We start from the raw sequence: 13,431 nt of genomic DNA on the forward strand, positions 1-13,431 counted from the left end.
CTTTGCGGAAGCCCTCAGCCCGCGCCGATCAGCGGGATCGCCTCGTCCCGCTCGTACAGATACAGCAGGCACCGCAGCGCCTCGCCGCGCTCGCCCTTCAACTTCGGATCATCCTTGAGGATGCGCAGCGCCTCGTCTCTCGCCTGGGTAATGAGCTGGCCGTGGACTTCGGAGCGCGCGATGCGGTAGCCGGGCAGGCCGCTCTGGCGCACGCCAAGCACGTCGCCTTCGCCGCGAAGCTTCAGATCTTCCTCGGCGATGCGAAAACCGTCGGTGGTCTCCCGGATCACCTTCAGCCGCGCCTTCGACATCTCGCCGAGCGGCTCGGAGTAGAGCAGCAGGCAGGTCGAAGCTTCCGAGCCGCGGCCGATGCGGCCGCGCAGCTGGTGCAGCTGGGCCAGGCCGAACCGTTCGGCGTTCTCGATCACCATGATGGTCGCGGCCGGCACGTCGACGCCGACCTCGACCACGGTGGTCGCGACCAGAAGGCCGATCTCGTGGGCGGCGAACTGGCCCATCACGCGGTCCTTCTCGGCGCCCTTCATCTGGCCGTGGACGAGGCCGACGCGCTCGCCGAACCGCTTCTGCAGGCTCTCGAAACGCTTCGTCGCGTTGGTGAGGTGCTCGGTGCCCTCCGCCTCGGATTCCTCGACGAGGGGGCAGATCCAGTAGACCAGCTTGCCCGCCTGCAGCGCGCGGCCGATGCTGTCCGTGACCTCGGCGAGGCGGCTGATCGAGATGGTGCGGGTCTCGATCGGCTGGCGGCCGGCGGGCTTTTCGCGGAGCTCCGAAATGTCCATGTCGCCGAAATAGGTCAGCACCAGCGTGCGCGGGATCGGCGTCGCGCTCAGCACCAGCACGTCGACGGCCTCGCCCTTGGACGTCAGCGCGAGCCGTTCGCGCACGCCAAAACGGTGCTGCTCGTCGACGATGGCGAGGGCAAGATCGTGGAAGATCACGTCGTCCTGGATCAGCGCGTGGGTGCCGACCAGGAGGTCGATCTCGCCGGCTTCGAGCTGCGCCAGCAATTCACGCCGCTCCTTGCCCTTTTCGCGGCCGGTGAGGATCGCAACCCGCATGCCGGCGCGCTCCGCGAGGGGGGCGATGGTCTTGATGTGCTGGCGCGCCAGGATTTCGGTCGGTGCCATCAGCGCGGCCTGCTTGCCGACCTCCGTGACGGCTGCGGCCGCGAGCAGCGCCACCACGGTCTTGCCCGAGCCGACGTCGCCCTGGAGCAGGCGCAACATGCGCACGGGCTGCTGTAGGTCGCTCGCGATCGCCGCGGTGGCGTCGCGCTGGGAGGACGTCAACGCATAGGGCAGGGCGTCGATGATCTTGCTGCGCAAATGCCCATCGCCGGCATTGCGCACGCCGGCTGGGCGGCGCAGTTGCGCGCGGATCAGGGCGAGCGCGAGCTGGCCGGCCAGGAGCTCGTCAAAGGCGAGTCGCGACCAGAACGGCTGATCGGGCAGGATGTCCGTCAGCTCGACCGGCTGGTGCACGCGGTTGAGCGCTTCCGCGATCGGCGGGAAACTGCAGCGCCGCATCACCTCCGGGCTGATCCATTCCGGCAACGAGGGCAGCTTCTGCAGCGCCTGCGCGATCGCGCGGCGGAGCGAGCCGAGCGCCAGACCCTCCGTCAACGGATAGACCGGATCGATGCCGGAGAGTTTCGAGATGGCCTCCTCGTCCAGCACGCGGTCGGGATGCACCATCTGCGGGATGCCGTCGTACATCTGCAGCGTGCCGGAGACGAACCGCTTCTCGCCCACCGGCAGCAGCTTTTCGACGTAGCCCGGCTTGGCGCGGAAGAACGTCAGCACGACGTCGCCGGTGTCGTCGCTGGCATAGACCAGATAGGGCGCGCGCGCGTTGCGCGGCGGAGGTGGGCGGTGGCGGTCGACGGTGACCTCCAGCGTCACCATGGTTCCGACCGCCGCGTCGCGGATCTTCGGCCGGGCGCGGCGGTCGATGACCTGGCTCGGCAGATGCAGCAGCAAATCGACCAGCCGCGGCGTCTCGCTGCGGCTGAGCAGGTACTGCAGCAGCTTGTCCTGCTTCGGACCGACGCCGGGCAGGCTGGTCACGGGAGCAAACAGCGGATTGAGCAGGCTGGGGCGCATCAGGCGAATCTAGGATCGTTTCGGCCCGTCATGCCCGGCTTTATGGCGGGCATCCACGGCTTTTTTCGCGGCCGCGCGCGGGCGGCAGGCTTGCCAAATCGAGGGCTGACACGGCCGGTTCGAATGGCTATATCACCCCGGCCCGGCACGTCCGGGCTTTCTGCGTTTGACTGGATTTGAGACATGACGGGAACGACACGATCGAGCAGCGGGCTGGACGACCGCCGGAAGCGGCTTTTATTCCGCTGCTGGCACCGCGGCACGCGCGAGATGGACCTGATCCTTGGCCGCTTTGCCGATGCCGAGATCGGCAATCTGTCGGACGCCGAGCTGACCGAGCTCGAGACTTTGCTCGAGGTCAACGATCCCGATCTCTATGCCGCCATCACCGGCGACAAGGTGCTGCCAGCTGCTGTCACCGGCGCGCTGTTTGCCCGCATCAAGGCCTATCCGATCGCGGACCGGGACATATGAAGCAGGGAATGAAATCTCCGGCCGAGCTGCTTGCTCCCGGCCGGGTGCTGACGCTTGCCAATGTCGCGGAAGGCGCCGAAGGCCTCGTCGTCTCCGATCTCGCCCGCGCCATCGCGGCGCGGCCGAAGAAGCCGGCCGTCAGCCTTGCCGTGGTCTGCCGCGACGGCCCGCGCATGCAGCAGCTCGAACGCGCGCTGCAGTTCTTCGCCCCCGATCTGCCGGTGCTCCAGTTCCCGGCCTGGGACTGCCAGCCCTATGACCGCGTCTCGCCGCATGGCGGGATCCTGGCGCAACGCCTGACCACGCTGGCGCGGCTCGCCTCGCTCACCGGCAGCGACAAGCCGCTGATCGTGCTGACCACGGTGAATGCGGTGGTGCAGCGCGTGCCCGCGCGCGAGCTCGTCGCGGCGCAGGCGCTGTCGGTCGCGCCCGGCAACGTGGTGCCGATGGACACCATCGTCGCCTGGCTGGAACACAACGGTTACAATCGGTCCTCGACCGTGCGTGAGCCCGGTGAATACGCCGTGCGCGGCGGCATCCTCGATCTGTTTCCGGCCGGCCTCGAGCAGCCGGTGCGCTTCGACTTCTTCGGCGACAGCCTGGAATCGATCCGCTCCTTCGACGCCGAGACCCAGCGCACGCTGCTCGATATGCGCTCGCTCGACCTGGTGCCGATCTCGGAATTCCAGCTCGTCACCGACACCATCCGCCGTTTCCGCATGGGCTATGTCGCCGAGTTCGGCGCGCCCGAGCGCGACGATGCGCTGTACGAGGCCGTCAGCGAAGGCCGCCGCCATCCCGGCATGGAGCACTGGCTGCCGCTGTTCCAGGACCGGATGGACACGCTGTTCGACTATCTGCAAGGCGCGGCCGTCGCCATCGAGCCGCAGGCCGAGGACGCCATCCGCGAGCGCTTCAAGCAGATCCAGGACTATTACGAGGCGCGCCGCGATGCGATGGAGCATCCCGGTGGCGGCGCCATCTACAAGCCGCTGCCGCCGGACCGGCTCTATCTGACCGGCGAGGAATGGACCAGGCGCGAGAGCGACATGCCGCTGCTGCGGTTGACGCAGTTCTCGGTTCCTGCCGACGGGACCAGCGTCATCGACGCCGGTGCCCGCAAGGGCCGCGACTTCGCGCCGGAACGCAACGACACCACGGTCAACGTGTTCGAGTCCGTCGTCAGCCATGTCATGGCGCTGCACGCCCAGCGCAAGAAGGTCGTGATCGCGCTCTGGAGCGAGGGCTCACGCGACCGCATGACTTCGATGCTGCGTGACCACAAGCTCGCCCACACCACCAGCGTCAACAGCTGGCGGACGGTCCAGGCGACCCCGCGCAACGAGACCATGCTGGCCGTGCTCGGCTTAGAGGCCGGTTTCGAGACCGACGAGATCGCGCTCATCAGCGAGCAGGACATCCTTGGCGATCGCCTGGTGCGGCCGCGCAAGGCCAGCCGGAAGCTCGACAATTTCATCTCGGAGATCACGAGCCTTGCCGCGGGCGACATCGTCGTCCACGTCGACCATGGCATCGGCCGCTTCGTCGGCCTCCAGACCCTCGACGTCGCCGGCGCGCCGCACGACTGTCTCGAGCTGCACTATGCCGCCGAGACAAAGCTGTTCCTGCCGGTCGAGAACATCGAGCTGCTGTCGCGCTACGGCTCCGACCAGACCACGGTCGAACTCGACCGTCTCGGCGGCGGCGGCTGGCAGACCCGAAAAGCAAAACTCAAGAACCGCATCCGCGAGATCGCGGGCGAATTGATCAAGATTGCCGCCGCGCGTCATCTGCACGAGGCGCCCAAGCTGCCGGTGCAGCCGGGCCTTTACGACGAGTTCTGCGCGCGCTTCCCCTATGACGAGACCGAGGACCAGTTAGGGGCGATCGAATCCACGTTGAAGGATCTCGAGCTCGGCCGTCCCATGGACCGGCTGATCTGCGGCGACGTCGGCTTCGGCAAGACCGAGGTGGCGTTGCGCGCTGCCTTTGCCGTCGCGCTCGAAGGCAAGCAGGTTGCGGTCGTGGTGCCGACCACGCTGCTCGCGCGCCAGCACGCAAGGACCTTCACCGAGCGCTTCAAGGGCTTTCCGGTGAACGTGGCGCAGGCTTCGCGCCTGGTCGCGACCAAGGAGCTCAATCTGGTCAAGAAGGGCATCGCCGACGGTTCGGTCGACATCGTCGTCGGCACCCACGCGTTGCTCGGCAAGGCGATCAAGTTCCGCGATCTCGGCCTCGTCATCGTCGACGAGGAGCAGCACTTTGGCGTCACGCACAAGGAGCGGTTGAAGGCGCTGCGCGCCGAGGTGCACGTGCTGACGCTGTCGGCGACGCCGATCCCGCGCACGCTGCAGCTGGCGCTCACCGGCGTCCGCGAGCTTTCGATCATTGCCTCGCCTCCGGTCGACCGCCTCGCGGTCCGCACCTTCGTCGCCCCGCACGATCCCTTGATGATCCGCGAAGCGCTGCTGCGCGAGCGTTACCGCGGCGGCCAGGCGTTCTACGTGGTGCCGCGCATCGACGACCTCGCCGAGGTCAAGGATTTCCTCGACAAGAACGTGCCGGAGATGAAGGTCGCGGTCGCGCACGGGCAGATGCCGCCCGCGGTGATCGAGGACATCATGACCGCGTTCTACGACGGCAAGTTCGACATCCTGCTGTCCACCACGATCGTCGAGTCCGGCCTCGACATCCCCAACGCCAACACGCTGATCGTGCACCGCGCCGACATGTTCGGCCTGGCCCAGCTCTACCAGCTGCGCGGCCGCGTCGGCCGTTCCAAGCTGCGGGCCTATGCGCTGTTCACGCTGCCGGCGCAGCAGAAGATCACCGCGCAGGCCGAGCGCCGTCTCACCGTGCTGCAATCGCTGGAGACCTTGGGCGCGGGCTTCCAGCTCGCCTCGCACGATCTCGACATCCGCGGCGCCGGCAATCTGCTCGGCGAAGAGCAGTCCGGCCACATCAAGGAGGTCGGCTTCGAACTCTACCAGTCGATGCTGGAGGAGGCGATCGTCAACCTCAAGGCCGGCGTCTCCGAGCCCGCCGCCGACCGCTGGTCGCCGTCGATCACCATCGGCATGCCCGTGCTCATTCCGGAGGACTATGTCGGCGATCTCTCGGTGCGGCTGTCGCTGTACCGGCGTCTGGCCGATCTCGACACCGAGGAGGAGATCGAGAATTTTGGCGCCGAGATGCGCGATCGCTTCGGCGTGCTGCCGGACGAGGTGCGCTACCTGTTCAAGGTCGCCGCGATCAAGGCGTTCTGCCGCCGGGCCAATGTCGGCAAGATCGATGCCGGCCCGAAGGGCGCCGTCATCGCCTTCCGCGACAATTCCTTCGCCCATCCCGACCGCCTGGTGAGCTTCATCCGCAGCTACGGCCACGCCGCCAAGGTGCGGCCGGATATGAAGGTGGTGTTCCTGCAGGATTGGGAGACGCCCGAAGAGCGTCTCGCTGGCACTACCGAGATCATGCGGCAGCTCGCTCAGCTCGCGCAGAGCAAGAAGGCGGCGTGAGCAGTCATTAAGGAGCCAGAAGGGACGCTGCGAGAGCGATACGGAGGGGCGTCGAATCCGATAACGAAATGATCCCTTGCGGAATGGCCGAACAGTCCCCATGTTGTGTTCATCGAGTTTCGGCCGAACGACTTGGCCTCGCCGCTTTCAAGCGCGCCTGACTGACGACCCTCCCTCCAGATCTCGACGACACCGCACGCGCTTTTCAGCGCGGTCAAACGCTTATCTATCTTAAAGGACGCCCCCCATGACGACGGGAACTGTGAAGTGGTTTAATAGCCAAAAGGGTTTCGGATTCATTCAGCCCGACCAGGGCAGCCAGGATGTGTTCGTTCATATCAGCGCCGTTGAACGCGCCGGCATGAATACCCTCAACGAAGGGCAGAAGGTTTCATTCGAAATCGTTGCAGACCGCCGGACCGGCAAGTCTGCTGCTGAAGATCTGCGCGCCGCATAGGCTGTCGCAATCGACATGACGTTGCTTTGACCACGGATGTACTGGCAGAGCTTCGGATCTCTTGACCCGCGACCGTTCACCGGCCGCGGGTTTTTTGCACCGGTTACCGCCTGATTGCGAACGGTGGCGTTTCGCGCGAAGATACCCATATAGACTTCATGACCAATTGGCAGAAGTCGACCACGCGACAAGCACCCAAGACCAAGGCAGAGCTCCGCCTGATGCTGACCGAAGCGGTCCGCAATACGCAACCGAGCCTCGAGTCAGAGCGAAGATCGAAAGCCAGGAAGATCGCGGCTGGGACGGCTCGCGCCGATCCAGCGTCCGGGGTCGCCTTACCGGTTCGCTGAGCCGCGAGAAGGAGCAGCATGCGCAAGCTTCCCCAGCCCACCGAGCAAGAGCTTCGGGAGGGCCCTCAGGCGGTGTCCTTCCAGATCGCGAACGGGAACACGCGGCAGAGCTGTATTCTTCAAACAAATTTCCCGACCAAGGCGCAGGCGCAGAGATACCTTCTGGCGAACTGGCCGACCGTCGAGAAGATGGCGCGCGACGCTCTCGCGATGGGGACCGTCGAGGACGGCCAGATTAAGCTCATGATGGTTTGAGCGATCGAGCCGTGCCGGCGGATGCTACGATGCCGCCCGCGACGCATCCGCCGACAGCCGCCCCAGCAACGATCTTGCCGTATCCGACGGCGACAGCGAATCCACGCTGACGACGGGCTCGCTGCGCATCTCGTGCTTGCCGTTGGAGGTGTGCCGCATCACCGCCGAGAGGCGGCGGGCGATCATGTGGGCGGTGCGGAAGTCGGTTTCCGCGAACACGACGATGACCGAGCCGTCCTTCTGCGCCGCGCCGAAATCCATCTGCCGCATCAGCCGGCTGAGGATCCGCGCGGCATCGAGCTGGGCGCGGGAATTGCCGGGGTCGAAGGCGAACCGCGCGACCGACAAACCACCGCCGCGGGCCAGCGTCTGCTCGACCGCCTTGGCAAAATCGCGGGCGAAGGCTTCGACCGTGAGCAGGCCGCTGCGCGGATCGAGCCAGCCGCCGGCATCGATCGAGCGCAGCGTACGGCTCAATTGTGCTTCCATCGCATGCTGGCGGATCAGGGGCAGTGCATTGGCCGCGACCTTCGCCGGCTCGCCCGGGATCAGCTCGAGATTGGGCAGGTCGTAGGTCTGTGTCAGCTGGTGCGCGGTGACGACGACGGGCAGGCTGCGGAAGCGGGTGTCCTCGGCGAGGACCGTGAGAAAGGCGTCGGTGACGCGCGCGGTAAAACCTTCGGCGAGCACGACGCCGTCGAGGTCGCGGGTGTTGAGGTGTTTCGCGGCGGCCTCGATCGAGAGTGCGCCGACGACGCCGGCACGTTCGCCGAGCGCGACGGAGAGCGCGGGATAGGCCGAGCCCCGGCCGATCAGGAGCACGGTGGCATCGCGGGCGGGATCGCCTTCCGGCAGCGCGACCTTCACTTCCGGCAGCCGGCGCAGCACCGTGGCATGCAGGGTGCGCACGCGCAAAGCGGCGCGAAGGCGCGCGATCAGGCGGTCGGAATTACCGCCGCGCGAGGAGAAGGGCAGGGCGTTGGGGGGCAGCGTGCCTGAAGCATCGAGGGCCACGAAAGGAAGGTAGAGCGACTGGTCGGCGATCTTTTTGGCGAGCGGCGCGATATGCGGCTCGTGACCGCCGGACATCTGGGCGAGAACCACGGCCGGCTGGACCTGCTCGACCGCGCGGGCTGCGCTGGCCCAGTCGGTGTCGACGACGGGAAAGAGCCGGGCCTCGTCCAGCGCCGCAATGAAGGGCGGCCGCTCGGCATTGGACACAAACAGGATCGGGCCCGCCTGGGACATTCGACAAACTCTGATCACGCGACAGATGCCGCGCAATCTAGTTTGGCCGCCTTAATGCAGCGTCAACGGAGGCGGCGAAACTGTGCCTAGCCGGGGCCGGAACGGTCGCGAAAAGCTTCGACCATCAGGGGGTTAAGCCCGAGCTCGCTGAGCGCCTCGCGGGCCCGGGTATTGTCCTGGGCGCGTCCGGCCAGCCGGTGGCCGGAAAGCCGGTCGGGCAGCGCGGTGAGCAGGGCGCCCTGGCCGAGCCGGCGAGCCCATTCCTGGAGATCGTTGGAGAGGAAGCGGTAGCCGCCGACGGCCATGATGCCGGAGGGGGGCGCGGTGATGCAGATCGCGCCGCTCGGACGGTCGAGCCGGGCGGCATAGCCGGTGTCGACATAATCGCGCGGGGGCTGCGCGATCAGCGTGTCGCCGACCGGCTGCGGCGGGGCATAGGCGGCGATCGGCACCATCGCGCCGCGCAGGCCCAGCGTGCCCTTCGGCGTCAGCAGGATCTCGCCGGCAATAGAGGAGCCGGATTGCTCGCGCGGGGCGCCGTGCGGCCCGGGCATCACCGCAACGGGCATGCCGTCCTCGCCGCGGCGGGCGCCGAACAGCCCGGCCTCGCCGAACAGGTAGACGTCGGTCAGCGGCGCATGCGGCGCGATCCAGGCATCGCTCGCCGCCACCTGCTCGGGCGCGCGCCACAGGCCGATGACGTTGCGCAAGGTCGGCATCCGCGCCGCCAGATCGGCATCGCCGAGCCGCAAGGCAAGCTGCGCCGGCGCGATCAGCACCTCGCATTCATGCTCGTTGATCTGCTGCTCCAGCACCTCGTTCTCGAACGGATGATGCAGCGCCAGCGCGCCGCCGGAGAGCAGCCACACCGCGAGCGAGGAGGCGAGCCCTGCGAACGACATCGGCGCGAACGCCGCCATCACGGTCGCGCCCTGCCTGATGTCGGCTTCCAGCGACATCGCAAGCCCGCCGGCGATCAGGCTGAAATGCGGCCGCGGCACCGGGCGAAAGCCTTCGGCCGTGACGTCGAAGGAGATCATCGCCGCCTTGCGGCCGTCCTGGATCACGGCGCGCGTGGTGCCGGGCGGGCGGGCCAGCACATCGTCGAGCGAAGCCATTCCTTCGGGCAGATCGGTGCCGAAGCCGCAGACGTGACGGATCGAGAAGGCTTCGGCGGCCGCATGCATCGCCAGATCGGCATAGCTGACGCCGTCGACCGTGCTCATGGTGACGATGGCGCGCGCCGCGGTGCGGTTCAGCGCCGCGGTCAGTTCCGCATGGCGCCAGAGCAGCGGCAGCACCGCGACGACGAGGCCGGCGCGATGGGCGGCGAGCACGGTGAGCACGAACTCGACCGTGGCAGGCAATTGGATCGCGATGACGGAATTGGCCGGCAGGCCTGATTCGACGAAATAGGCCGACAGCGCCTCGATGGCCGTGTCGGCTTCGGCATAGGTCATCCGCCGCGGCTGGTGCCCGGTCACGCGGGCCTTGTTGAGGGGATCGAGCAGGGCGGGCGCGTGCGGCTGCCGGATCAGCGTGCGCTGAAACAACGTGTCGAGCGTCGGCGATACGGCTGGCTGGTTCACGGCGTCACTTTGCTTGATGAGCTTGCGGCTGCCCCTTCGACCACCAGGTCTCCGGCAAATAGCCTGAGAGCGAGGTGGCCTTGGGCCGTTCTATCCGATTCCAGCGCGCGATCCATTGCTCGGATACGTTAAACAGGGGGATTGTGTAGAAGCCCGCGATCAGAGCGCGGTCGAGCGCCCGCACCGACGAGACGAAATCCGTATGTTCACGGGCCTCGAGCAGGGCGGCGATCATGGCATCGACGGCGCCATCCCTGGCGCCCATGTAGTTGCGGGTGCCCGGATTGTCCGCGGCCGCGCTGCCCCAGTAGAAATATTGCTCGTTGCCGGGCGACAGCGACTGGTCCCAGCGGTTCTGGATCATGTCGAATTCGTAAGCGAGCCGGCGCTGATCGAACTGCACGGGGTCGACCGTTCGCACGCTCGGCTCGATGCCGGCGCGCTTGAGGTCGCGCTGGAAGGCGAGCGCGATGCGTTCCTGGTCGCGGGTCGTGACCAGGATCTCGAAGGTGAAGGGCGCCTTGGTCTTGCGATTGCGCAGCACGGTGCCGTCGAGCTCGTAGCCGGCGTCCGACAACAGCTTCAGCGCCGCGCGCAACGTAGTGCGGTCGCGTCCCGATCCGTCGGTCACCGGCAGACGGTAGCTGCCGTCCATGACATCGGGCCGAATTTGCGCGGCGAAGGGTTTGAGCAGCTCGCGCTCGCGCGCGTCCGCAGGCCGGCCATAGGCCGACAGGTCGGAGCCGGCGAAATAGCCGGCAACGCGCGAATAAAGCCCGAAAAAGTAGTTGCGGTTGACCAGCTCGAAATCGAACAGAAGCGTCAGCGCCTGGCGGACGCGGATGTCGGCGAAGATCTGACGGCGGGTGTTGAACACCAGGAATTCGGAGGGTTGCGGCAGGCCCGGCTTGACGCTGTCGCGGATCACCTCGCCGCTTTTGGCGGCTGGAAAATCGTAGCCGTCGTGCCAGCGCAGCGGCTCGTGCTCGACGCGGAAATCATAGAGGCCGCGCTTGAAGGCTTCGAACTGGCCGTTGGCCTCGCGAAAATAGTCGAGCCGGATCTCGTCGAAATTGTAGAGCCCGCGGTTGATGGGCAGGTCGCGGCCCCAATAATCGGGATTGCGGGTGAGCGTCACGCTGGCCCCGGGCTTCACCGCCGTGACGCGATAGGGGCCGGAGCCGATCGGACTCGTCAGCGTCGTCTCCTCGAAGGTCGCGACGTCGACGGCTTGCTTCGACAGGATCGGCATCAGGCCGAGGATCAGCGGCAGCTCGCGGTCGTTGGCGCCCGCGAGGTCGAAGCGGACGGTGAGGGGATCGGGCGCCTCGGCCTTGGCAACCTTGGCATAGTATTGCCGAAGGTTCGGACGACCGCGGTCGCGCAGGAGCTGCCAGGAGAACAGCACGTCTTCGGCCGTGACCTGCTTGCCGTCGGAAAAACGGGCGCGCGGATCGAGACGGAACGTGACGAAGCTCCGCTCGTCGTCGGTTTCGACGCTCCTGGCGAGCAGGCCATAGAGCGTGAATGCCTCGTCATTGCCGCGCGCGAGCAGGCTCTCGACCACGTAGCCCCGCATCTGCTGCACGGCTAATCCCCTCACGATGAAGGGATTGAGGCTGTCGAAGGTGCCCAGAATGCCCCAGATCAAGCGGCCGCCCTTGGGGGCATCGGGATTGACATAGGGCATGCGGGTGAAATCGGCCGGCATGGCCGGCTTGCCGTGCATGGCGATGGCGTGGGCTTCCTCGGCCTGCGCGCTGCCAGCGGACAGCCCACCCGCGAGCACAGAGGCCAGGACGCAAAGGCGGAGACCGGGGCCCTCGAAAAGGCGCAGGAACTTGAACATCGGCACACGTTGATTCGAGGACCGGCTAGCCTTGAATCCTATCACAGGGAATTTCACCGGGCGCAGCTGCGGATGTGGCCAAAGACGGTTGTCGGCATTGATCTTTTCGTCGGCCACGTTAAGAAGGCGGGCAATCGCGCAAGAGCGCCGAGCCCGTCACTTATCTGCCTCATTTGACGGGAAGAGAGCCGCGCCCAAGGCGGCCTGGTTCGGCGCTTCGGAGCGGTTCGGGCACTTCCCGTTCAGAAAGGGTTTTCCGCAATGAATTTCCGTTACTTGGCCGCGTCCGTCCGGCCGCGTGGGCGACTTCTCGCCCTGTTGACGGCGACGGCGTTGGCCGTTCCGTTTGCCGCCGAGGCCCAGACCCCGGCGCCGGCCCCGGCCCCGGGTGCGCCTAAGGCGGCTCCGGCCCCGAAAGCGGCTCCCAAGGCCGCCCCGAAGGCTCCGGCACCGGCCGCTCAGGCCCCCGCGCAGCAGGCTCCCGCCCAGGGCGCTCCGGCGCAGCAGGGCGCGGTTCAGCCGGCCGACCAGCAGATCCAGCTGATCTACGCCCCCTGGACCAAGTTCTGCCTGAAGGGCCAGGATGCCAACGCCAAGCAGGTCTGCTTCACCGGCAAGGACGGCCGCATCGAATCGGGCCAGCCGGTCATCGCCGCCGTCATCATCGAGCCGGAAGGCGAGCCCAAGAAGATCCTGCGCGTGACGCTGCCGCTGGGCATGCAGCTCGTGCACGGCACCCGCATCATCGTGGACAGCAACGCGCCGCTGCAGCAGCCCTATGTGATCTGCTTCCAGAACGGCTGCATGTCCGACTACGAGGCGACGCCCGAGCTCATCAACAGCATGAAGAAGGGCCAGAATCTCGTTGTCCAGGCGATCAACGCCAACGGCGCGCCGCTGACCCTGCCGCTGCCGCTCGCTGGCGAATTCCAGAAGGCCTATGACGGTCCGCCGACCGATCCGAAGGTGTTCGAGGAAAACCAGAAGAAGCTCCAGGAAGAGCTTCAGAAGAAGGCTGACGAGCAGCGCAAGAAGCTCGAGCAGAGCGGTGCTGCCCCTGGCGCCGCTCCGGCCGGCCAGAAGTAATCGGGCGTCAGACGTCCAGACATGAAGAAGGCGCTCATCTCGAGCGCCTTTTTTGTTGGCTGGTTGCTGGTGAAGAAGACCTAGTTCAGGGACGGATTGCGCGGGCGATAGCCGCCGGCCTTGTCCTTGATGAAGATCTCGGCAACCTGGGAATGCCGGACCGGCTCGCCGGAATCGTCGGGCAGAAGGTTCTGCTCGGAGACATAGGCGACGTATTCCGATTCCGCGTTCTCAGCGAGCAGGTGGTAGAACGGCTGGTCCTTGTGGGGCCGCACCTCCTCGGGGATCGACAGCCACCACTCTTCGGTGTTGTTGAATTCCGGATCGATGTCGAAGATCACGCCCCGGAACGAGAAGATCCGGTGGCGCACGACCTGTCCGATCTGGAATTTGGCGGTCCGCGCTTTAATCATTCCCCGTCGATAGACCAGGATTGTGGCCGATGCTAGTGGCCTCATCTGGAATTAACGTTCACTTCAGGGGCA

General features: G+C 66.5%; 10 protein-coding genes. 5 read left to right on the top strand and 5 right to left on the bottom strand.

The window, feature by feature from the left end; genetic code table 11:
• Window positions 1-14: 14 nt before the first annotated feature.
• On the bottom strand, window positions 15-2,123 hold the full coding sequence (gene recG, locus AABA86_RS20530) for an ATP-dependent DNA helicase RecG (RefSeq protein ID WP_338308122.1): 2,109 nt from the start codon (window positions 2,121-2,123) through the stop codon (window positions 15-17).
• A 183-nt stretch (window positions 2,124-2,306) separates the two neighbouring features.
• On the opposite strand from recG, the gene AABA86_RS20535 reads away from it, so the two are divergent.
• From AABA86_RS20535 to AABA86_RS20550, 4 genes are all read left to right on the top strand, one after another.
• Window positions 2,307-2,597: an FAD assembly factor SdhE gene (locus AABA86_RS20535; RefSeq protein WP_338308124.1), complete on the top strand. Its 291-nt coding sequence runs from the start codon at window positions 2,307-2,309 to the stop codon at window positions 2,595-2,597.
• Window positions 2,594-6,112, top strand: a complete 3,519-nt coding sequence (gene mfd / locus AABA86_RS20540) for a transcription-repair coupling factor (RefSeq protein WP_338308126.1) — start codon at window positions 2,594-2,596, stop codon at window positions 6,110-6,112. The genes AABA86_RS20535 and mfd overlap by 4 nt, the downstream gene beginning before the upstream one ends.
• Window positions 6,113-6,359: 247 nt before the next feature.
• On the top strand, window positions 6,360-6,569 hold the full coding sequence (locus AABA86_RS20545) for a cold-shock protein (protein ID WP_028144554.1): 210 nt from the start codon (window positions 6,360-6,362) through the stop codon (window positions 6,567-6,569).
• 368 nt (window positions 6,570-6,937) lie between these two features.
• The gene (locus AABA86_RS20550; RefSeq protein ID WP_338308128.1) at window positions 6,938-7,174 is read left to right on the top strand and encodes a hypothetical protein; all 237 of its coding nucleotides are present in this window, start codon (window positions 6,938-6,940) and stop codon (window positions 7,172-7,174) included.
• Window positions 7,175-7,198: 24 nt separating this feature from the next.
• On the opposite strand, the gene AABA86_RS20555 is transcribed toward AABA86_RS20550, so the two are convergent.
• The 3 genes from AABA86_RS20555 to AABA86_RS20565 form a co-directional block, all read right to left on the bottom strand.
• On the bottom strand, window positions 7,199-8,422 hold the full coding sequence (locus tag AABA86_RS20555; protein ID WP_338308130.1) for a GGDEF domain-containing protein: 1,224 nt from the start codon (window positions 8,420-8,422) through the stop codon (window positions 7,199-7,201).
• Window positions 8,423-8,508: 86 nt separating this feature from the next.
• Complete coding sequence (locus tag AABA86_RS20560; protein WP_212249489.1) at window positions 8,509-10,011, bottom strand: AMP-binding protein; 1,503 nt, start codon at window positions 10,009-10,011, stop codon at window positions 8,509-8,511.
• Between the two features lie 4 nt (window positions 10,012-10,015).
• Window positions 10,016-11,860 (bottom strand): extracellular solute-binding protein, encoded by a 1,845-nt coding sequence (locus AABA86_RS20565; protein WP_338308132.1) that lies wholly within the window; start codon window positions 11,858-11,860, stop codon window positions 10,016-10,018.
• 261 nt (window positions 11,861-12,121) lie between these two features.
• Here AABA86_RS20565 and AABA86_RS20570 point away from each other — a divergent pair, with 261 nt between their 5' ends.
• Window positions 12,122-12,946 carry an invasion associated locus B family protein gene (locus AABA86_RS20570; protein ID WP_338308134.1) on the top strand — a complete coding sequence of 275 codons (825 nt, stop codon included), beginning with the start codon at window positions 12,122-12,124 and terminating at the stop codon, window positions 12,944-12,946.
• 80 nt (window positions 12,947-13,026) lie between these two features.
• Here AABA86_RS20570 and hspQ read toward each other — a convergent pair whose 3' ends face one another.
• Entirely contained in the window at window positions 13,027-13,359 is a 333-nt protein-coding gene (gene hspQ / locus AABA86_RS20575) for a heat shock protein HspQ (protein ID WP_008564941.1), read from the bottom strand.
• Window positions 13,360-13,431: the final 72 nt, after the last annotated feature.

It is taken from the genome of Bradyrhizobium sp. TM233, from assembly GCF_036247965.1.
In the GTDB taxonomy this organism is placed as follows: Bacteria; Pseudomonadota; Alphaproteobacteria; order Rhizobiales; family Xanthobacteraceae; genus Bradyrhizobium; species Bradyrhizobium ottawaense.